Source organism: Levilactobacillus yonginensis, assembly GCF_003946265.1.
Classification (GTDB): domain Bacteria; phylum Bacillota; class Bacilli; order Lactobacillales; family Lactobacillaceae; genus Levilactobacillus; species Levilactobacillus yonginensis.
Window position 1 is genome coordinate 141353 of sequence record NZ_RHNO01000001.1, and the last position, 19393, is coordinate 160745.

Below are 19393 nucleotides of genomic sequence, written 5' to 3' on the forward strand. Positions count from 1 at the left end.
GTAAGAGTATGGCGGTCCAATTAATTTCGAAATTTCCTTGCCTTCAACCCACTCGAAGCTTGTATGCTAGAGGTAACAAGTTAGCTAAAGGAGATCTTCATATGGCAGCAGAAGTGTTAATTGTCGATTATTCGTGGTCTGGCACTACCGCTAAAATGGCGGCGGCCTTACAGCAGGTAACGGGCGCACAACTGGTTAATTTGACAGTGGCGCCAACCACTTTTGGGTCGGATATGTACGCGACGGCCGACATTGCCAATCAACAATTGGCGAGCGGACAGCTCCCCCAGTTGACCAATTCATTGCCTGATTTGAGTCAGTTTGACAGCATTTTAGTTGGTGGACCGGTTTGGTCAGCCAAGGTCTCGACACCGGTCCGGACCTTCCTCGGGAATTTAAAAAAGTACACCGAGACAGTTGCGCCATTTTATACAGATGCGGGTACCCCGGGTGACTACGAGGCAGATTTTGCAAAGCTGCTGCCACTAGCGACGATTAAGCCGGGCATCGGCATGACAATCCAAGATCTTCAGCAGGCGGACGCACAATTGACTGCTTGGTGGGAACGGACGCGTTAGGAGGATTTCGAAATGAATAAAGACGATAAAATTACAATTTTAGGAGTGACCGGCTATACCGGCGCTTGGCTAGCCAAAACATTAAGCGACGCTGGGTACACCAACATTACGGGAACCTACCGCGATGCGCAAAAGATGGCAACTTTGACGAAATTACTACCTAACATTCACGGCGTTCAGGCCGATTTATTAGCGTCCCCGGATCAGGTAGTGATCGCTCTGACCGATGCTCAGTGGGTGTTTAATAATTCGGCACCCTTCACGGGCCAGGAACGGACGACGGCTGACTTTGTCCGCACCAAGGTCACGGCAATCGATAACTTATTTAAGGGATTGGCCCGGGCCCAGACCGCTCAAAAATTAATTCAAATGGGGTCGGTGGCAGCAATCGATATGGGTATTGCGGATACCAGCGTGACCACCATCGACGAGGACACCTGGCCGGATTTAGCCCACATGGATGCAGCCTACGAACCGTTCGTCAATATGAAGGTGCGGGAGGAACAGCGCGTGCGCGAGTTAGCCGGTATTATGGGGTTAGCGGTAACCGTCGTTCATCCCACTAACATTGTGGGTCCCAGCTATACACCATGGCAACATGATATGATCTACGCATACCTGCACGGCAGTCAACCGTTAGTGGATGGTCCCATGGACAGCGTGGACGTTCGGGATATTGCCGGCCTTGAGTTGGCATTGATGATTAATCCAGCGAGCGATGGTAAACGTGTCATGGGACTGGGGTTCACGAGCACCTATGGCGAGTTGGAAGCGATCGTTCGAGCGACGCTGTCCGAAGACAAAATTACGCAATTGTTCGGGACGTTGCCAACTCTTATTTCAGCGCAGACGGCCCTGGCCCTCTGGCAGCCAATTGCCTACACGTCCTTTTATCAGGATCAGGCCTGGCGCTTGAATCCGCAATCAGTCTTGCAAACGAAGTACCCAGCGTTCTATCACTATCAATATACGGACGCTCAGGTGACGTTTAAACAAGCGCTCCAGAAAATGTTGGCCGATGCGTAAAAGCGCTTGCCTTGAAGTGAACTTTAAGGTTTAAGCTGAGTTTACCAGTTAGAAATTGGAGGATGAATTTATGAAAACAGCAGTATTCGTTGAACCGGGTAAAGTTGAAGCCCAAGAGTTGCCTAAGCCAGAGGTGAAAAATCCGACCGACGCCGTGTTGAAAATTGTGCGCGCGTGTGTCTGTGGGTCCGATTTGTGGTGGTACCGGGGCATCAATGATCGTCAAAAGAATACGCCGGTGGGTCACGAAGCTATCGGTATCGTTGAGAGCGTAGGGGCTGATGTCACCAATGTGCGACCTGGTGACTTTGTGATTGCGCCATTCACCCATGGATGTGGTCACTGTGCAGCTTGTCTGGCGGGCTTCGACGGTAACTGTGAGAACGCGCGGACCGACGATGAGATTGTTGGTTACCAAGGAGAATACTTACGTTTCAAGAACGCTGACTGGGCCTTGGTCAAGGTTCCTGGCCAACCAAGTGACTACTCCGACGCACAATTGAATGACCTGTTGACGTTGGCTGACGTGATGGCCACGGGTTACCACGCCGCTGCCACCGCTGAAGTTAAAGCTGGCGATACGGTCGTGGTTATGGGCGACGGTGCCGTGGGCTTGTGCGGCGTGATTGCTGCGAAGCTGCGCGGGGCTAAGCGTATTATTGCCATGAGTCGGCACGCTGATCGTCAGGCGCTGGCACAGGAATTTGGCGCGACCGATATCGTCGCTGAACGGGGTGACGAGGCCGTTCAACGGGTCATGGCACTGACCGATGGCGCTGGTGCCGACGCTGTGTTGGAGTGTGTTGGGACGGCACAATCCGTTGATACGGCCGTAAAAGTTGGCCGAGCGGGGGCCGTGGTTGGCCGCGTTGGTGTGCCCCAAAAGGCTGAAATGAACACCAACAATCTATTTTGGAAGAACATTGGTCTGCGTGGGGGTATTGCTTCCGTGACGACGTATGACCGGGCCGTACTGTTGGATGCCGTCTTAAAAGGTGAAATTCATCCGGGCAAGGTCTTCACGAAGCGCTTTGACCTCGACCACGTGGCTGAAGCTTATGCTGCAATGGATAAGCGTGAAGCCATCAAGTCATTATTGGTGATTGGTGACTAATTACGCGAACATGTTGGCATGTAAGTGATAGGTTCATAATGATAAATCGCAGTAATTAATAATTGAATTATTAAAAAATACAGTTCGACAGAGAGTGCCCTATGATTGTTTTGACAGCTAAGTCTAGCAATTGTAGGGCTTTTTTGAACTAGTTATTCTGATTTTCAGTGTTCAGTTAGTATTTGGATAGCCAACCCTAGAGCTTAAACGTCCGCAAAACTTGTTGTCGTTGGGCCAACGACTTTTTCTCAACTTGAGCGAAGTTGTGCCACTTAAAGTGCCAGAGCCGCGTTTTCAGGAAAGTTCCTCGGAACAAGAGCTTGGCGAGTGGTGCCCCAAACAGCAGGCGGTAGGCCCAATTGGGGGTGCTCATGGTCGTGATAATGTCGACCTGGGGTTGCTTGGTCAGTTTAGTCTGCATGTTATCGGCTTGATAGAGCTGGCCTTTGGCATAGACCTTGTCGAGAAAGCCCTTAGTCATGGCTGGCATGACTTCCCACCAGACGGGGAACATGAAGATGATGCGGTCGGCGGCGAGCAAGCGTTGCTGGTAATCGGCAACTTGGGGGTCGATTGGTTGCCCCCGCCGCCAGTTACTCAGGTCGTCCGCGGACATCACGGGATTAAAGCCGTCCGCGTGTAGGTCGATGAGATCGATGGCGTTATTTTCCTGATGAAGTTGGGCAGTAACTTGTTTGAGGAGAGCTGCTAAAAAGGAACGGTGGTGTGGCACGTTGTCGCCAGCGGTGGCGGTGTATGGGTGATCAAAGATAATGACAGTTTTCATAGTTAAGACCTCGTTTTTAATGAATAAAGAGAGTATAAATGAGGGGGAGCCCCGCGGCATTAACATTTGTTAATTGCGCAGATTGAAGGAGGAGACTGTGATGGAAATACCCACATATTTAGCCCAAAAATTACCAGAAATTGGTGAACACTGGTCAGAACTTCACGACCTGTTCATCTCTAAATCAATCCCGGCAGACACGACATTGCTGGCGGAGGGGGACGTTGCCACCGAACTCTTTATTGTGACGAACGGGGCCCTGCGTCTCTGGCACAACAGCGATGGGCGGGACATCACTCTGCAATTTTTCTTTGAAAATCAGGTCGTTTCGTCCTTTGAAAGCTTTTATCTAGATCAACCCAGTGGTTTTTCCATTGAGAGCTTTGAAGATACGCAGGTGTTAATTCTGCCGAAGACGGCGTTTGATCGGATTCGGCAGCGCTATCCTACGATTGAACCGGCCATTACGCGGTTTATTTGCGAGCGGTTCATCGCCTACCGCAACATTTTTTTTGACCAAATACAGCACTCACCTGAGGAACGTTATCAGCAACTAGTTAACGATGAGCCGGAGATTCTGGAGCGCGTCCCTCTGCGGTTGGTGGCGTCGTACCTGGGGATGACGCCGGTGTCACTGAGTCGGATTCGTACGCGGTTAAAGGAAAAGTGATGTAATGAGTTCATTTTGGGTACCTTATTAGGAATAATCAATAACGTGGCTTAAGTGCACAACGATTATGATTAACTAAAAATAGCAATCAACCCACGGATTCAGTATGCAGAATCTGTGGGTTGGTTGCTGTTTTAATAATGGTCTCGGACTGAGAAGATATAGAGGGTATCCCCTGAAACTTGATAAATTAAGTGATGCTCACTGGTAATTCGGCGAGACCTTTTACCAGTCAACTCGAATTTGAGAGGTTCGGGTTTTCCAATTCCCGAAAAAGGATGACGATCAACGTCTTTGATTACACGATTTATCCGTTTTATCATCGCCTTATTTCCCGTATCATGCCAATACATATAATCTGCCCAGGCATCATCAGACCAAGTTTTATTCATGATCAGTTTCCTCGATTAAAGGATGGCTTTCAAACTTTCCGGCTGAAAACTGCTGGTTGCCGCGCTTGATTTTTTCCATAAGATAAGAATTGGCAGTTATTTTTGCGGTTTCAATGAGCGAATCGTATTCTTCGACGGATAATACAACAACATCATCTTTAGAATCCTTGGTAGTCACGATCAAAGGTTCTGAATCGTCATTAACACTTTTTAGATGAGACTTTAAATTTTGTCGAAAATTTGAGTAATTAACAGCTTGCAAGTTTATCCCTCCTCTTATGTACAACAAACTCGTTTAAAAAACAATTGTTATGCCTCACTATCCTATGTTGCACTTGATTTGACAGTTGAGGACTAAAAAAGCGCGTCACCGCAATTTCACGGTGGCGCGCTTAGTAGTTAACTAGATAAATTGAATCAGTGACATCAGGACGGGTACCACGATAATGAATAGCACGGTACTAGTCGTGACGATGTTGGTGGCGTATTCAACGTCACCGTGGGCCTCGTTAGCGAGGATTGGCAGTACCGCTAACATTGGCGTTGCGGATTGAACAATCAACGTTTGTGTGGCCAGGGTTGGGAAGTTAGCCCCCAGGTGACCAGCAGCCAGTAAGACGGCTACCATCAAAATTGGGGACAGTACAAACCGGCCCAGCAGGGCAACGATGGTATCGCGGTCAAAGTGAATACTCTTCAAACCGGCGTCGGCCAAGACGATCCCAATGTAAATCAGGGATAATGGCGTTACCAGGTTACCCACGTAGGTCAGCGTTGAGTTGATGAAGCTGACCTTTAGGACGGGGATGTTGAGCAGTAGGAAGACCAGTGCTACCAGGAACCCAACCAGTGGCATAGGAATAACTTTCTTCCAGTCGATGTGGTTGTGGTGCTTTTCCTTGGGCTTGGTTGGGTCGTCGTTTGAAATCAGGAAGACCCCGAACGCCCAGGTCGAGACGGTGTTGACGATATAGTAGACCAGGAAGTAGGTCATACTCTTATCACCAAACAGCGCGATGTTCAGCGGCAACCCAATGAAGATGGTGTTGGCGTTAACAATGGCGTTGATGAAGATTCCTTTACGACCGGGTTTAACGTGCATGATCCGGACCAGACCGAACGCAATCAGGTAGCCGATGATGACGGCGATAAACGCGTAACCCAGGTAACCGGAGAAGGAGACCAATTGGCCCCGCGTCAGGCGACTCAGCACCGAAACGAAGATGGATGCTGGCAGTGCGATATTTTTAATAAACTTTGAAATAGTCCCGCCGAACTTATCGTCGAACCAGCCTTGGCGGCGTAACACGAAACCAAGAATCATGATTAAGACAACGACGAGGACGCTTTGAATTGAATTCCATAAAACAGCCACGAGAGACGTCCTTCTTTCAAATAATGTTTTTATGTTGTGACGGTGGGTCGCTTACAGCCATCAGGGGCAACACTGTGGGGCAACCGCTGAAGCCAAAGGGCGGTCTTCAACGGCGCCTTAGAAGCTTGCAGAAGTCGCAAGTTTCTAGCGCGACCCGTGTTCTAAGTCGGGATAATACCCCGACTAACAACATCGACACAGTGTTGCCCCTGATGGCTTCAAGCTAAGTCGCTAATTAGTGTTGGCTATGACAGATGACGGTAACTTAGTGGATGGTTGCTAATCAATTGTGACTGGTGAGTATTGGCTTGAAGCGGTGCTGTTCTGACTTTAGCGATACTAAAGTTTACAGGATGCTTAGTTTGAAAATACTAACCATCTAATTAATCGTCAGTATGAGCCGGAGGATGCCAGGGACTGCGCAGTGTCGATGTCCTTAGTCGGTGGTTTACCGGCTTAGGACATGGGCCGAGCTTGGAAACTCACGGGTTGGGTGAGGTTTCAAGTCGCCCTGAAGACTCGGGATTTATCGAGGCTTCAGGGTTGCCCCACAGCGCGGTCCCTGGCAGCCGCAGGCGGACAACCATAACTTAGATGTTTTTTTATTCAGGAACCCACTTCATATCAGCAACGGCTTGCTTGGCATCAGCAATTGGTTCCTTGTTGAGCTTCTGGTCGAGCACGCTTTGTGCCACGATTTCAGCCAATTTTTGTGAGAAGCTGGTCAGTTGTGAAACGGGTGGTAAGACGGCAGCACCTGGTTGTGACGTGTCGACGATGCCACCTAAGGCGTGGCAAGCGGCGGACAGCGTTTCGCCGTTCAAGACCTTAGCCGTGGCGGCAATCAGACCGAAGCCTAACCCAGGGTACATCAAGGCGTTGTTGCCTTGGCCGATGTGGTAAGTGGTGCCCTTGTAATCAACGTCCTTAGCGGGAATTCCCGTGGCGATGAGGGCCCGACCATCCGTCCATTTAACCAAGTCTTCGGCAGTTGCTTCGGCCAGCTTAGTGGGGTTGGACAGTGGGAAGATGATTGGGCGGTCGGTGTGAGCAGCCATGTCCTTCACGATTTCTTCAGTGAAAGTACCAGGTTGTGTCGAAGTCCCAATCATGACCGTTGGGTGGACCGTCTTAACGACAGCAGCCAGATTAGTCAGTTCGTCGGCATTATCAAATTCAGAACGATCACGCGTGAAATCACGTTGGGCAGCGGTCAGGTCAGGGGTGTCATTGAACAACAACCCTTGCTTGTCGACGGCGTAGAAGTGCTTCCGGGCTTCGTCTTCTGACAGGCCAGCACGCTTTAACTCGTCTAAAATTTGGTTGGCGATTCCCATCCCAGCGGTACCGGCACCAAACGTTAAGAACTTTTGGTCCTTGATGTCTTCTTTGGAGATGTTCAGGGCGCCGAGAATCCCGGCCAGGACGACCATCCCAGTACCTTGGATGTCATCGTTAAAGGTGGCAAATTTATCTTTGTACTTGTCGAGAATGACTTGGGCGTTGGAGCGACCAAAGTCTTCCCAGTGCAAGAGTGATTCAGGGAATAACTTCTGTTCTGCGGTAACGAATTGATCGATGACGTCGTAGTATTGATCGCCATAGACCCGTTTGTGGTGGTTCCCTAGGTACAGGGGATCATCCAGCAAAGTTTGGTTGTTGGTGCCGGCATCAATGCTGACTGGGAGTACTTGGGCGGGGTCGATGCCAGCGGCGGCGGTGTAAACCATCAGTTTACCAACGGCAATATCCACACCGTTGACGCCCCAGTCACCCATGCCAAGAATTCCTTCAGCGTCGGTAACCACGACTAAACGAATGTCCCGGTCGCCCGCAGCGTTCTTCAATGAAGCTTCAATGTCAGCTGGGTCATCAATTGAGATGAACGCAGCGTTTTGCGGGTCGGTGAAGAGGTGGCTGTATTGTTCAATGGAGTCGGCCACTGTTGGGTCGTAGACGATGGGCATGAACTCAACGACGTGTTCGTCCATCAAGCGGAAGAACAACGTCCGGTTTTCATTGAATAAGTTCATCAGGAACAAGCGCTTTTCCAGGTTGTTTGGCTTGCTTTGAAATTGGGCATAGGCTTGGGTGGCCTGTTCGTCCAGCGTTTGGACGTGACTTGGTAGGGTACCGACGAGTCCTAAGGATTGACGTTCTTCCTTAGTAAAGGCCGTGCCTTTGTTTAAAAATGGGTTATTTAAGATTTCATCTGCAGTTTTCATTGATAGATTCCTCCAGTTCATAATTAACTTTACGAGACATACTATAAATGGTGGCTAATTCTATAGTCAAATGTGGCACCTATTATAAATTTATTTTATAATAGGTAGATAAATGCTGAGTTGAAGGTGATTTTAAATGAATACGAAGGACCTAGCCTATTTTAATCGGCTGATTCAAGAAAAAAACTTTTCGAAGGTGGCGCTGGATTTTGGCGTGACCCAACCAACAGTCACGATGGCTATCAAGCGGTTAGAGACGGCATTCAAAACGAAACTCGTAGTGCGTGACCGCGTACACAATAAATTAGACGTGACCGCCAGCGGGCAACAGCTAGCGGTTCACGCAGCCACAATTCTGGGGGAGCTAGACATTGCCCACCAAGAATTGGCCCACTTGGCGCAAGAACAAACGGTGCTGGGGTTACCACCAATTATTGAAAACTATTACTTTCCGAAGGTGGCGGCTCGGTTACAGGCACAGGGGATGCTCGAGAATATTCGGACACTAGAGGGCGGCTCAGTTTGGTTGCGCAACGCGTTAAAGGATGGTCAGGCGGATCTGGCCTTGCTGGGTTCTGCGGAACCGTTAGCCTATCAAACACTCTTGGCCGAGGAGTTTGACCGGCAACCGTTTAACATCTTTGTGTCGGTACATCACCCGCTGGCCAATCGCAAACGCATCTACTTTAGTGAGTTAAAACAAGAAAAATTTGTCCTGTTCACCAGTAGTTTTGTTCACAACACGGCGTTTAATAAGTTAACGCGACGCAATCATTTCCGGCCGGACGTCGTGTTCCGCGCCAGCGATACGCACGTCATTATGAATCTGGTAGCGGAAAATGTCGGCGTTACTTTTCTAACCGATATCGTTGACCAACACCGCGATGACGTGGTGCGGTTGGAGTTGTTGGACGACGAACAGCCCGAGTTTATCACCAGTATCGTCTCGCGGACCTCCCACGTGTTAACGCCAGCCCAGGAAACGGTGCTGCGGATTATGCGGGAGACCTTGGAGGAATAGATAGGGTCGAGGGGAGCCTTAAGTGAAATTAACATGTTAGGTTCAATAACTAGCAAAGCCCCTGAGAATTATCTTCTCGGGGGCTTTTACAATGGTATTTATTAAATTCCTGGTGCAATTAAAGACCAAAGTCGTTCAAACCGGTCGGTATAATCGTCATCAAACCAGACTTCTTTAAAATTGGGCAAGGCAAAGACGGCAAAGGCTGACAGAATGGCATTGGATTGTTCGTGGTGGGGGTCGTGGTAACCCATGATGGTGTCGATCTGGTTAGCAGCTTCCTGTAGAACTTGTTTGAGGGCCCGGGGGTCGTTGTCAATATAGGTCGTGTTGAGGGCAAACATGCTGGGGTTTTGCCGGTAGGCGTTTCGCTTGGCGTTGGCGAAGCCCCACAGCCAGTCGTGGAGCTGTTGTTGCCGGCTGGCAGTCTGGGAGACTGAAATTTTTGCAATGATATTTTGATGAAACCAGTCCTGGGCGACAGCCTGCCAGAGACCCTGCTTATCGTCAAAGTAGCGGTAAATGGTGGCATGAGTGATGTCTAAACTGTCTGCCACTTGAGTGAGAGAGACGGTCGCTGAATGCGTCTGGGTAATTAGTAGGCTAGCCGCGTCAATAATGGCTTCTCGAGTCGTTTTCGTCATGAGTCAGGGCTCCTTATCTGTTTTTCTGTAGTGTAACATGAAATGGCTAAAAGTAACAATAATTGAATTTTGTAATTTATCTGGTATACTAGCTTTAATAAATGACAGACAAAAAAACGTTACTTTGAAGGAGACTGACCAATGAAAGCTGCCCAATTAACCACCTATGCGAAAGATTTTCAGCTGACCGTCACCACGTTACCCGTTCCAGAAATTGCTGCCGGTGAGGTGCTAGTCAAAGTGAAGGCTGCCGCCGTTAACCCCTTGGATCAGTTGATTGGTTCAGGAAGCTTACGGGTGTTGTACGGGTATGCCCGTCCCGTAACGATGGGCAACGAGATTGCTGGGACAGTTGAGCGGTTAGGTTCAGCCGTGACCGATTTTCAGGTTGGAGATGCGGTCTACGCCCGGTTGGTGATTGCTAAGCTAGGTGGCTTCGCTGAGTACGTGGCGGTTCCTGCGCGTGCATTGGCGGCGATGCCCGGTGGTTTGAGCTTTGATCAGGCCGTGGCAGTGCCACTGACTGGATTAACGGCGTATCAAGCACTGCACGAAAAGCTGAATTTAGCTGTTGGTGCGACTGTCTTTATCCCTGGTGGTTCGGGGTCCTTTGGTCAATTGGCGATTCCGTTAGCTAAGGCGGCGGGGTTAAAAGTCATCGTTAGTGGCAATGCCCGCTCCAAGCAGGCCTGCCTAGACTTAGGTGCCGACCGTTACTTGGATTATCGTGAGGAAGATTACTGGGAAGTCTTACACGATGTGGATGCGGTGATTGATACGTTGGGGGCGCAAGAAATCCCTCACGAATTGGCCATCCTGAAGCGTGGCGGTCAATTGCTTTCATTGAAGGCGGGACCAAACAAATTATTTGGCCAAACGGGCGGTTTCCGTTGGTGGCAACGGGTGCTCGTTTCACTGGCCGGCTTGAAGATGGACCGGATGGCCCAGAAACAGGGCGTTACGTATCAATTTCTCTTTGTACGGCCGGATGGTCAACAGCTAGAGACTGTGACCAAGCTAGTTGAACAACTTAACATCGTTCCAGCCGTGGACAGTCAGGTGTACGGGTTGGACGATGTGAATGCTGCGGTTCAGGCAATGAGAACCGGTAAGCACCGCGGGAAAGTCATTTTGCGGCTCGATTAGGTTTTACGGAAATCCATAATTTTGGTATGCTAGCAGAAGTCGTTTTAAAATTTTAGCCTCACCCATGTTGCGAGGTTTGAAGGAAAGTGAACCGCTGTGCTAGCCATGTATTTACGGGGCTTACTCTTAAGTATTGCCCTGGTGTCGTCTATCGGCATGCAAAATTTATTTCTGTTTAACAATGCCATTAATCAAAAATTATCGCGCGCGTGGCCGGTGACTATCATGATCTGGATTGCCGACACAGCACTGACGCTGGCGGCTTTCTTCGGGATGGGGGCCATCATTAGCTCCCATGAACTATTTAAATTAATTATCATGTTCTTGGGTGGTGTGTTAGTTATCTGGATTGGGTTTGGTATCTTGCGGTCGGCTGCGAGTTTCAAACTAGAGAGTGCTAATACGCCGTTACCCATGAAAAAGTCGTTGGTGAACGCTTGGGTCGTTACCTGGGCCAATCCCCAGGCGCTGATCGATACCAGCTTGATGTTTGGGGCCTTACGGGGGTCGCTGACTGATAGCCAGGTGACGCCATTTATTACGGGAGTTATTTCCGCGACCGGTATCTGGTTCTTTGGCATCACGCTGTTACTAGGACTGCTCAAGGAACGGTTGCCGCAGAAATTCTTGTTGTGGGTGAACATTCTGTCGGGGGTCGTCGTGATGGGCTACGGCTGTTATCTGTTGTGGCAGGCGGTTATGATGGTTATCTAATTTAAAAGCAAGTTTTGCATTTTAGGTGATTGATATTAGGCTAAACGAGTCTAAATACAAAAAGAAGTGGTGGTCGTGGATATTTCCATGGCCGCCACTTCTTTTGTTGGTTCACCAACTTAGTTACTGCCACCACTACTAGCGGCGGCAGCCGCCATTCGCTTGACGTAGTCGATGGCAATGACTAGGCCCACGAGTAAAAGTTCCTGGTCATCGTCGATGATGGTGATTTCATACTTGTCGCCAACACTGAACCAACGTTTGGTCACGCGACCCACGACGGTGCCTTGCCGGGATACGTCAAAATTCATATCCCAAAAGTCACCGGTAACGGTGAGACCAGCGGCCGTCAGCTCATAGCGCGGCTTCAGTAGCGTCAGACTTTTTTGAATAGTTGCTACCTGCTGGCCGCCAATTTCCAAGAAAAATTTGGGTAGCCAACTAAGTGGTTTCTTGGTAACACTGGCTACGACACGTTCGTTACGGTCGAGAATGTCAAAGTGTTTGGGAATTTGAAAGACGCTGCCGACGACTTGGTACACGGGTTGCTCACGTTCGTTGAGGACTGAAAACTTTTCTCGTAGCGAGAAGACTCGTTGATTTAAGTACAGTTTGTGCATGGGTATTACCTCCAGGGTTCATGGGATTGGGTAGTTGTTAAGTGACATAAATAGGCAGTCCGGCATCGCTGTTGGCGACACATGACTGCCTAACTGAAGTCTTATTTTTCACGTGGTCGAAAGGGAATGACGTTATCTTTGCGTTGTCCCTGTTGCATTTCAGCGAAGACTTCATTGATAAATCGGTCGAACTCTTCCTGTGAATCAGGAGCGTCTAAGTCGAGATCGTCAAATTCACTGGTTTTATAGATTTGATGAGACTTAGCGTATTGGACGATTTGATCCAATGCCGTCTGATTGGTTTGATAGGCGTAGAGAATGTGGGTGAGTTCAAGATCATCAATGTACTCTTGCAGACTGTCCGCATTCACGTCATTTTTAACTGATTTGAACTCGTCGTTGGGGACCAGCGAAATGTTGCGGTTGACCAGGGTGAGGTAGGTGACCTCGCCCACGCTCTCAACTTCTCGCAAGTCGGCTAGCTTGATGACGAGGGTGTTGCGCTGGTCGCTCGCAATATTTTTCACCATTAGTTTGACGGTGGCTGACGGTTTCAGCAGGTGGGGCCCCTGGTCCTCATCACTGTGGGCATCAACGTCGGCTAGTGTCATTTTTAAAAAGGCAGCTCGGTCTGCTCGCGATAGGTGCAGTTTCTCCTGCATCGTTTGGATGACCAAGGCCAGGATGGCGCTGTAGGCTTCGGGGTCGGCGTAGGTGTCGGCTGCCGGCGTGACGTCGAGCCAGGCCCCGTCGTCGTCATCTAGGCCAGCTTGAAACAATAGGCGATCGTTCTTCATGATTTCCCTCCCAAATGAGTACTCGTGGCCTCATTATACCGTTAAGGGGCGCAAGTTCATAGGTGAAAATGTAATCGCTGTCAGATATTTTTCGAGTGTTTCACATGAAACATTAAAGGAGAATTGCCAAGCCGACAATGATAAATAGAATCGGTGAGAGCCAGGCGCCGAAACGGGCAAAGAAATAGCTAGCTGGTGCCGATTTGGCTAGGTAATAGCTGATGGTCAACCAGCCACCAATCATGACTAGAAAGATTAGACTGACTGCCCCAAATGCTGGCAAGGTGAGCTTACTAAAGTAGGGGATGTAGATGCTGAGATTGTCCCCGCCGTTGCCGACGGTCAATGACCAGACGATGGGTAGGCTGACGGCACGGGTCAACAGGGACTTTAGCCCGCCGGTGTCACGGTGTCGTAGCCAATTTCGGAGGCCCATGGTTCCCAGTAGTAGGGGAATCAGCCCTAACCAGCGCGTCCAGTGAACCACGTTAAAATGTACGACCCCGCGACTGATGACCCAGGCTACCAGCATGAGGGTGATGATGCCTAGGTACTGGCCAATGATTACGGAGCGGCGTTGTTGGGGCGTCTTGGCGGCTAGCCAGAGTAATAGGAGTACGATTAAGTCATCGGTGTCTGTGACGAAGAAAATTCCGATGGCGGTGAAGATAAACGATAGTGACATGCGCCAATCCATCCTTCTCTAGAGGGTATGTTCTATCATACACTAATTATTAGTGTCGTGGATGAGAACTGGCCGCCTCCGGCCGCCAGGGAGGGTGCCCGCTGTGGGGACTGCCTCCGGCCTGAGGAGCGGTCCTCCGGCGCGACTTGAAACCACGCAAAACCCGCGTGTTTTCAAGCTCGTCCCGTGGCCTAGACTCGGTCAGCCCACCGAGTTAACGCCACCGACACAGCAGGCCCCCTCCCTGGCGACCTCCGGCTACGGTGGAGAGAGAAGATTCTGCCGGTGGGTTGTGTACGATGGAAAAGAGAAAGTATGTTGTCTGGTAGAAGATAATTCAGACGGATAATTTGTTGGCCGCCTCTAGTAGCCAGGGAGGGTGCTAGCTGTGGGGACTGCCTCCGGCCTGAGGAGCGGTCCTCAGGCGCGACTTGAAACCACGCAAAACCCGCGTGTTTCCAAGCTCGTCCCGTGGTCTAGACTCGGACAGCCCACCGAGTTAACGCCACCGACACAGCAGGCCCCCTCCCTGGCGACTTTCGGCTACGGTGGTGGGCGAGTTTCTGCTGGTGGTTTGTGTACAAGTAGATAGACTGAAGCTTTGATATGGAATTGTCGTTAATCTGGTAGGGAATGAGAGACTCATATTGGCTTTACTTCCGCTTGTTAGAAACGAAAATGTGGTCCAGATGTTTTAGAGATAAGTCGGAGACTGAGAAAATTTGAAATTTCTCACGAAGACTGAGAAGCTTGTGGCCGAGATGGTCAATCTAAGCCGGAGGCGGACGGGGGTGGGGCAGCTGTGAGAATTGTGTTGGCACACAATGGGCGACTTTTAAGACACGGGGGGTTCGTGGCTTAAAATCGAGCGAGAAGCCCGTTTCTCAGGCTGAAGCGTCCCCACAGCAGGCCCCACCCCCGTTCGCTGGAGTGCGCCAATTTAGAATAAAAAACACGCATCCCAGTTAACTGAGATGCGTGCGAATTTAGTTGGTTTACTTTAATCAGCAGGGGCCGGTTGGTTCTTGAAGACTAACTTCTTGGAAACGAAGAAGTTCAGAACTAACGCGATGATGTGGCCAATGACCTTCGTGATGGTCTTGTTGGCACCAATTACGGAAATTCCTAACCATAACAGTAGCGTTTCAATCAAGAAGGTAATGACACGGGTCATGTAGAACGTTCCCATTTCCTTCATTGGCTTGTCTGACTTGTGTTTGAACACAAATTGACGATCCAACCAGAAGGAAACTTGAACACTGATCAGCCAGTCAATGAAGTTAGCCAATTGATATTCGATACCCATTGTGTGGTAGAACAGGTAGAACAAAGTGATGTTGATAACCACTGAGACTGCACCGAATAAGAGGTAACGGGAAATTTGACCTTGAACTTTGTCTTCGACCTTTTTGAGCTCGGCGGCGTGTTCATTTTCCGTTTCGGTTAACTCAGCTTCGTATTCCGACTCGGTGGTCGGATATTCATGATGACGTAATGGGGCCATAATCAATAAGAACCTTTCCGTAACGTTTTTTTAGCTGGGTCAACCGGCCGAGAAGCTTTCATCGGTTCACCTGAGTCATGAAAACGTGTAATTAAGACGCTATCCTAATTATAACGTTTCTCACTCTCAGTGCAATGGAACTTATCCGTCAATTCGACTGAATTAATCGCCAACGTAGGCGTGCGTATAGTCTGCACTACCGTTAAATTTATTGTAGACGACACCCTTGATTTTAGAGTTGACCAAAGTTCCAGTCCGACCCTCATAGAGTGGGGTGACGGCTTGATCATTGGCAGCTGTTTGGGCAGCTTTGACTAAATCAGTGTAACGGGCCGTGGACTTCAATGCATCACGACCTTCAGAAGCGTTCAGTGCTTGGTCGTAGGTCTTACTGTCGTAGTGGCCCATGTTGGAGTTGTTGGTCGATTCCAGAATCTGTAAGGATTGGATGGGATCGGCGTAGTCCATGCTCCAGCTGGTCAGGTTAAGCTGGAAGTTTCCCTTGGAAACGTTGCTGAGCATGGAGGTAAATGGCATGGCTTGTACGTGGACCTTCAAACCGAGCTTGCTATTCAGGGCACTTTGGATAAATTCAGCCATATTTTGACTGGCATCATCGTCTCCACAGGTGATCGTCACGCTGGCGGATTTTTTGCCCAATTGCTTTAGTGCTTGTTGGTACAGCTTCTTCGCGAGAGTAGGGTTGTAATCGACCGTGTTCTTCACCTCAGCGTCGGTCGTGAAGTCAGTCCCGGTTTTAGGATTCTTCAGCATGTTCTTGATGGCAAAGGTTTTGGCAGGCTGGGACCCGTTTTTCAAGACCTTGGTGGTCAACTGTTGGCGATTGATGGCAAGTGAAATGGCGGTTCGTAAATCGCGGTTAGCTGCAACCTTGTCTTTTTGGTTGTATTGAATGAAGCCAATCCGACCTTGTGAGACGGACTTTAAGTCCGGGTTGTTTTTGTTTTGCGTAGTTTGTTCACCATCTAGGGTAACGGCGTCCAACTTCTTAGATTGGTAAAGGTTGTAGGACGTGGTGCTCGACTTGATGACCTTGTAAGAAATCTGCTTCAGCTTAACTGACTTGGCAGCGGCGTACGTGGCGTTCTTCTTTAAAGTCCACGTATCGCTGGTCCCGTTCCAGTTAGTTAGAACGAACGGCCCGTTGTAAACGGTAGTGGCGGCTGAAGAACCGTACTTTTTGCCGTACTTGTCGACGACTTTTTGGTTCAGCGGGTAGTAAGTCGTGCTGGCCAACATCTTCTTGAAGTAAGCGGCTGGCTGACTTAACGTGATTTTAAGTTGGTACTTACCGACTGCCTTGACGCCCAACGTTGCGGGTGCCTTCTTGCCGGCGGCGATGGCGTTCGCATTTTTAATGTTAGCGAATTGGTAGGTGAACTCCGACTTAGACTTCGGGTTCAGCGTCCGCTCCCAGGAATAAACGAAGTCCTGTGCCGTTACCGGTTGACCGTTGCTCCATTTGCCATCGTGTCGTAGGTTAATGGTGTATTGGTGGCCACTGTCACTAACGGTCGTTTTGGTAGCCAGCGCATTCTCAGCTTCGCTATTGGCATTGAGCCGGTAAAGGCCTTCGCCGACTTGGCTGAGGGCGTTGCTAGAAACGCTGTCGGTAATCTTGGCAACGTCGAGGCTGGTGATGGGAGCCGTCTGATACAGGTTCAGGTCCTGGGAAATGGCGGTCTTCGTTGATTTCGAGTGGGCGGTGATGGCGAAGATGCCACCAACTAAGATAATTCCGCTACAAAGTAATAAGGCTTTCTTGTGGTCGCGTAAACTCATAATGTATTCCTCCAGATTTTTTAGTCGTGGTTGTTAGAAATAACACTGAGTTTTGCCATCGTTTGAGCATAGGTGAATCCCCCTTGGTTAAATGTATACAAAAAACCGTCCTCAACAGCCAATGTGTTAAGGACGGTTTTAACCGCGGTGCCACCTTAATTAGACGGGTCCCAAAAAAGAGACCGCGCCCCTCTCCACAGGAAACTAACATTTCCCTGACAACTGACGTATGTCGCACGTCTTCCCGTACTACGAAATGATTCGGGGAAGCCCTCGGTGGTCCATTTAACTACCTGCGTTCGGTCGTACTCTCAGCAACGACGACTCTCTTTACGTGCACGATAATCTTGATCTCCACTTCAATGGTTTGTTTCGGACGATTTATTGAATTGAGGCTAGTTTACCGCTGGAAAAAAGATGTGTCAACTAGGAAATTTTAAAAAAGTTGCGTTTGATTAATTATTAATAATTATTTATTAGTAACAAGTTCATAACTACCATCGAGTAGTTGGAAGAGACTGTGGGCGTCAGTATCTTGATTCAAGATGATGCTGATCCAATGCTCCTTATTCATGTGGTAGCCAGCCAAGTAGCCGGGTTTGTCACGCAGGATGCTGGCCAGTTCAGGGTCAACCTTAACGTCGAGAATCTCGAGTTCTGTGGTTCCTGTGAGGCCTAACTTGTTTTGAGGAACGTTCATAACGAGGCCAAACCACTTTCCTTGCCGATTCTTGAGAATGGCATATTTGGGATTTCTTTTAAACGTATAGACGGGCGTGATTCCCAAATTATCTTCGGTGTAAGTGAAAATATCTTGCCGTGTGACCATGTATAGAACCTCCTATGGTTTAACTACTTTTAGTGTACGGCTAATCATGGGGGGATTCAATGAGGCGGGTGACGACTGATGCGGTGAACTGGTTGTGCTAGCTATTGCCAGAAATTTCGGGCATACTGGGTGAACTGACAGACACTTTTCTGATTCCTGGAAATCAGGCGGCCTGACATAGGACTTGGCAGCAACTATTGGTCACCGACTGTTCAAAAAAGCGTGCAAGGTTCCCATCGCAGGTAACGTTGCACGCTAGTTCGCTAATTTATTTTTTCGCGGGTTTCGGCGTCTTATCCACGAGACCACTCTTTAAAGCAGCACCAATGGCGGGGATTTGCCCCAGGTCGGCGATGTGATCATTGGGAACAACGACCACGTTAGCGGGGGATTTGGCTAGGTCACTGAAGGCGGAAATTGATTGGTTTTCGAAAAATTCCTTCGTGGCGGATTCTAGACTGGAATTGACCGTATCGATCCGGTATTTTTCAGCATCGGCACGGGTTCTGGTGGCTGTAGCTTCCGCGGTAGCCGTGGCCATCAGGGCGTCGTTCTTAGCCTTAGTGGTCAATTCGATGGACTTGGCTTCCCCCTCAGCCTTGGCAATGGCGGCCACTCGTTCACGGTCGGCCGTTAGTTGCTTGTCCATGGCGGATTGGATGGCCTTAGAAGGCGTTAATTCGTCAATGTTGGTTCGATCGACGTTGATACCGTATGTGTCGGTTAAATCACCAATGGCCGTGGCCAGTTCCTGGTTGATCTTGGCAGTTGAGCCTAAAGCTTCGTTCAACTCCATGCGACCAATAATATCCCGCAAGTGGCCACGGACCAATTGCGCCATGGATTCAACGGAGTCGGTGTTTTCGTATTGGTATTTTACGGAATTGGTGACGTGATAGTTCAACGTCAGGCTGGCGGATACGTCCGCGTTATCCTTGGTGATCACGGAGTAGTTGGGCAGGGCCAGTGGTGTCATGGCCAGATTGACCGTCCGAATCTTCTGGATGCCAGGAATGTAGAAGTGAATTCCTGAAGTGACACTGTGTTTGTACTTCCCCAACGTTTCAACTAAACCTTCATTATTTTGACGAACAATCCGAATCCCAAGCATACTAATTCCCCCTAGATTTTTTTAAGCGTTAAGATGTTGCCGTTACTTTCGGTAATGGTATAGCTAGCCGTTCGGTCCGGCTTTTCTGGCGCCTCAAGTAGGTAGCGATAGTAAATTCCCGCCACTAAGACTAAGCCAGATTTGGCATCTAATTCCTTGCCGGATAACGAGCGACCAATGAGCTGGCGTTGCTCCCAGGTCCCGTGTGGTGCCGCCCGGGAGAGCAATTGAACGATGTAGGCGTTGATGCTCCGACCATCGGCGTCCGCTGCCAGCGATAAACGTTGAAAGAGATCTTCATCCATGCGTAATAGAAAACGCTTTTGTTTTTCCTTAGCCATAAATAATGCCC

At 49.4% G+C, this 19393-nt stretch carries 21 protein-coding genes; 7 read left to right on the forward strand and 14 right to left on the reverse strand.

The annotated features are described in order from the left end of the window. Nucleotides 1-101 precede the first annotated feature (101 nt). The 3 genes from EKM87_RS00590 (at nt 102) to EKM87_RS00600 (ending at nt 2718) form a co-directional block, all read left to right on the forward strand. Nucleotides 102-578 (forward strand): flavodoxin, encoded by a 477-nt coding sequence (locus EKM87_RS00590; RefSeq protein WP_125680764.1) that lies wholly within the window; start codon nt 102-104, stop codon nt 576-578. A 12-nt stretch (nt 579-590) separates the two neighbouring features. Beyond that, complete coding sequence (locus EKM87_RS00595) at nt 591-1604, forward strand: NAD-dependent epimerase/dehydratase family protein (protein ID WP_125680766.1); 1014 nt, start codon at nt 591-593, stop codon at nt 1602-1604. A 70-nt stretch (nt 1605-1674) separates the two neighbouring features. Next, a complete protein-coding gene (locus EKM87_RS00600; RefSeq protein WP_125680768.1) occupies nt 1675-2718 on the forward strand; it encodes a zinc-dependent alcohol dehydrogenase family protein in 1044 nt (347 codons plus the stop codon). Nucleotides 2719-2914: 196 nt separating this feature from the next. Here the strand turns inward: EKM87_RS00600 and EKM87_RS00605 are convergent, their stop codons facing one another. Continuing rightward, on the reverse strand, nt 2915-3505 hold the full coding sequence (locus tag EKM87_RS00605; RefSeq protein WP_125680770.1) for an NAD(P)H-dependent oxidoreductase: 591 nt from the start codon (nt 3503-3505) through the stop codon (nt 2915-2917). A gap of 100 nt (nt 3506-3605) precedes the next feature. Between EKM87_RS00605 and EKM87_RS00610 the strand changes: the two genes are divergently transcribed. Next, nucleotides 3606-4175, forward strand: a complete 570-nt coding sequence (locus tag EKM87_RS00610) for a Crp/Fnr family transcriptional regulator (protein WP_125680772.1) — start codon at nt 3606-3608, stop codon at nt 4173-4175. A gap of 134 nt (nt 4176-4309) precedes the next feature. Here the strand turns inward: EKM87_RS00610 and EKM87_RS00615 are convergent, their stop codons facing one another. The 4 genes from EKM87_RS00615 to EKM87_RS00630 all read right to left on the reverse strand — a co-directional run bounded on the left by EKM87_RS00615 (nt 4310) and on the right by EKM87_RS00630 (nt 8167). Beyond that, nucleotides 4310-4567, reverse strand: a complete 258-nt coding sequence (locus EKM87_RS00615) for a Txe/YoeB family addiction module toxin (protein WP_125680774.1) — start codon at nt 4565-4567, stop codon at nt 4310-4312. Then, entirely contained in the window at nt 4560-4829 is a 270-nt protein-coding gene (locus EKM87_RS00620; protein ID WP_125680776.1) for a type II toxin-antitoxin system Phd/YefM family antitoxin, read from the reverse strand. Before EKM87_RS00620 ends, EKM87_RS00615 begins: the two co-directional genes overlap by 8 nt. Before the next feature lie 141 nt (nt 4830-4970). After that, nucleotides 4971-5942, reverse strand: coding sequence for an AEC family transporter (locus EKM87_RS00625; protein WP_125680778.1), 972 nt, complete (start codon nt 5940-5942; stop codon nt 4971-4973). 602 nt (nt 5943-6544) lie between these two features. Continuing rightward, on the reverse strand, nt 6545-8167 hold the full coding sequence (locus EKM87_RS00630) for a malolactic enzyme (protein WP_125680780.1): 1623 nt from the start codon (nt 8165-8167) through the stop codon (nt 6545-6547). Between the two features lie 136 nt (nt 8168-8303). Between EKM87_RS00630 and EKM87_RS00635 the strand changes: the two genes are divergently transcribed. Then, entirely contained in the window at nt 8304-9188 is an 885-nt protein-coding gene (locus EKM87_RS00635; RefSeq protein WP_125680782.1) for a LysR family transcriptional regulator, read from the forward strand. A gap of 101 nt (nt 9189-9289) precedes the next feature. Here EKM87_RS00635 and EKM87_RS00640 read toward each other — a convergent pair whose 3' ends face one another. Next, complete coding sequence (locus tag EKM87_RS00640; protein ID WP_125680784.1) at nt 9290-9832, reverse strand: TetR/AcrR family transcriptional regulator; 543 nt, start codon at nt 9830-9832, stop codon at nt 9290-9292. A gap of 141 nt (nt 9833-9973) precedes the next feature. Here EKM87_RS00640 and EKM87_RS00645 point away from each other — a divergent pair, with 141 nt between their 5' ends. Then, entirely contained in the window at nt 9974-10978 is a 1005-nt protein-coding gene (locus EKM87_RS00645; RefSeq protein ID WP_125680786.1) for an NADP-dependent oxidoreductase, read from the forward strand. 105 nt (nt 10979-11083) lie between these two features. After that, nucleotides 11084-11692, forward strand: coding sequence for a LysE/ArgO family amino acid transporter (locus tag EKM87_RS00650; RefSeq protein WP_125681002.1), 609 nt, complete (start codon nt 11084-11086; stop codon nt 11690-11692). Nucleotides 11693-11811: 119 nt separating this feature from the next. On the opposite strand, the gene EKM87_RS00655 is transcribed toward EKM87_RS00650, so the two are convergent. From EKM87_RS00655 to EKM87_RS00690, 8 genes are all read right to left on the reverse strand, one after another. Continuing rightward, the gene (locus EKM87_RS00655; RefSeq protein WP_125680788.1) at nt 11812-12312 is read right to left on the reverse strand and encodes an LURP-one-related/scramblase family protein; all 501 of its coding nucleotides are present in this window, start codon (nt 12310-12312) and stop codon (nt 11812-11814) included. A gap of 101 nt (nt 12313-12413) precedes the next feature. Continuing rightward, entirely contained in the window at nt 12414-13109 is a 696-nt protein-coding gene (locus EKM87_RS00660) for a hypothetical protein (protein WP_125680790.1), read from the reverse strand. A gap of 112 nt (nt 13110-13221) precedes the next feature. After that, entirely contained in the window at nt 13222-13794 is a 573-nt protein-coding gene (locus EKM87_RS00665; protein WP_125680792.1) for a cadmium resistance transporter, read from the reverse strand. A gap of 1000 nt (nt 13795-14794) precedes the next feature. Then, nucleotides 14795-15298: a GtrA family protein gene (locus EKM87_RS00670; RefSeq protein WP_125680794.1), complete on the reverse strand. Its 504-nt coding sequence runs from the start codon at nt 15296-15298 to the stop codon at nt 14795-14797. A 162-nt stretch (nt 15299-15460) separates the two neighbouring features. Beyond that, a complete protein-coding gene (locus tag EKM87_RS00675) occupies nt 15461-17101 on the reverse strand; it encodes a peptide ABC transporter substrate-binding protein (RefSeq protein ID WP_125680796.1) in 1641 nt (546 codons plus the stop codon). A gap of 469 nt (nt 17102-17570) precedes the next feature. After that, nucleotides 17571-17930: an MmcQ/YjbR family DNA-binding protein gene (locus EKM87_RS00680; protein ID WP_125680798.1), complete on the reverse strand. Its 360-nt coding sequence runs from the start codon at nt 17928-17930 to the stop codon at nt 17571-17573. A gap of 268 nt (nt 17931-18198) precedes the next feature. Next, nucleotides 18199-19041, reverse strand: a complete 843-nt coding sequence (locus EKM87_RS00685; RefSeq protein ID WP_125680800.1) for an SPFH domain-containing protein — start codon at nt 19039-19041, stop codon at nt 18199-18201. Nucleotides 19042-19052: 11 nt separating this feature from the next. After that, the gene (locus tag EKM87_RS00690; RefSeq protein WP_125680802.1) at nt 19053-19382 is read right to left on the reverse strand and encodes a toxin-antitoxin system HicB family antitoxin; all 330 of its coding nucleotides are present in this window, start codon (nt 19380-19382) and stop codon (nt 19053-19055) included. Nucleotides 19383-19393 lie beyond the last annotated feature (11 nt).

Excerpts from the sequence above, each read along its gene's own strand:
- EKM87_RS00650 (WP_125681002.1), top strand. The coding sequence starts at position 11,084 with ATGTATTTACGGGGCTTACTCTTAAGTATTGCCCTGGTGTCGTCTATC.
- EKM87_RS00675 (WP_125680796.1), bottom strand. The coding sequence starts at position 17,101 with ATGAGTTTACGCGACCACAAGAAAGCCTTATTACTTTGTAGCGGAATT.
- EKM87_RS00610 (WP_125680772.1), top strand. The coding sequence starts at position 3,606 with ATGGAAATACCCACATATTTAGCCCAAAAATTACCAGAAATTGGTGAA.
- EKM87_RS00685 (WP_125680800.1), bottom strand. The coding sequence starts at position 19,041 with ATGCTTGGGATTCGGATTGTTCGTCAAAATAATGAAGGTTTAGTTGAA.
- EKM87_RS00630 (WP_125680780.1), bottom strand. The coding sequence starts at position 8,167 with ATGAAAACTGCAGATGAAATCTTAAATAACCCATTTTTAAACAAAGGC.
- EKM87_RS00665 (WP_125680792.1), bottom strand. The coding sequence starts at position 13,794 with ATGTCACTATCGTTTATCTTCACCGCCATCGGAATTTTCTTCGTCACA.
- EKM87_RS00590 (WP_125680764.1), top strand. The coding sequence starts at position 102 with ATGGCAGCAGAAGTGTTAATTGTCGATTATTCGTGGTCTGGCACTACC.
- EKM87_RS00615 (WP_125680774.1), bottom strand. The coding sequence starts at position 4,567 with ATGAATAAAACTTGGTCTGATGATGCCTGGGCAGATTATATGTATTGG.
- EKM87_RS00680 (WP_125680798.1), bottom strand. The coding sequence starts at position 17,930 with ATGGTCACACGGCAAGATATTTTCACTTACACCGAAGATAATTTGGGA.
- EKM87_RS00655 (WP_125680788.1), bottom strand. The coding sequence starts at position 12,312 with ATGCACAAACTGTACTTAAATCAACGAGTCTTCTCGCTACGAGAAAAG.
- EKM87_RS00690 (WP_125680802.1), bottom strand. The coding sequence starts at position 19,382 with ATGGCTAAGGAAAAACAAAAGCGTTTTCTATTACGCATGGATGAAGAT.
- EKM87_RS00670 (WP_125680794.1), bottom strand. The coding sequence starts at position 15,298 with ATGGCCCCATTACGTCATCATGAATATCCGACCACCGAGTCGGAATAC.
- EKM87_RS00640 (WP_125680784.1), bottom strand. The coding sequence starts at position 9,832 with ATGACGAAAACGACTCGAGAAGCCATTATTGACGCGGCTAGCCTACTA.
- EKM87_RS00645 (WP_125680786.1), top strand. The coding sequence starts at position 9,974 with ATGAAAGCTGCCCAATTAACCACCTATGCGAAAGATTTTCAGCTGACC.
- EKM87_RS00605 (WP_125680770.1), bottom strand. The coding sequence starts at position 3,505 with ATGAAAACTGTCATTATCTTTGATCACCCATACACCGCCACCGCTGGC.
- EKM87_RS00635 (WP_125680782.1), top strand. The coding sequence starts at position 8,304 with ATGAATACGAAGGACCTAGCCTATTTTAATCGGCTGATTCAAGAAAAA.
- EKM87_RS00595 (WP_125680766.1), top strand. The coding sequence starts at position 591 with ATGAATAAAGACGATAAAATTACAATTTTAGGAGTGACCGGCTATACC.
- EKM87_RS00660 (WP_125680790.1), bottom strand. The coding sequence starts at position 13,109 with ATGAAGAACGATCGCCTATTGTTTCAAGCTGGCCTAGATGACGACGAC.
- EKM87_RS00600 (WP_125680768.1), top strand. The coding sequence starts at position 1,675 with ATGAAAACAGCAGTATTCGTTGAACCGGGTAAAGTTGAAGCCCAAGAG.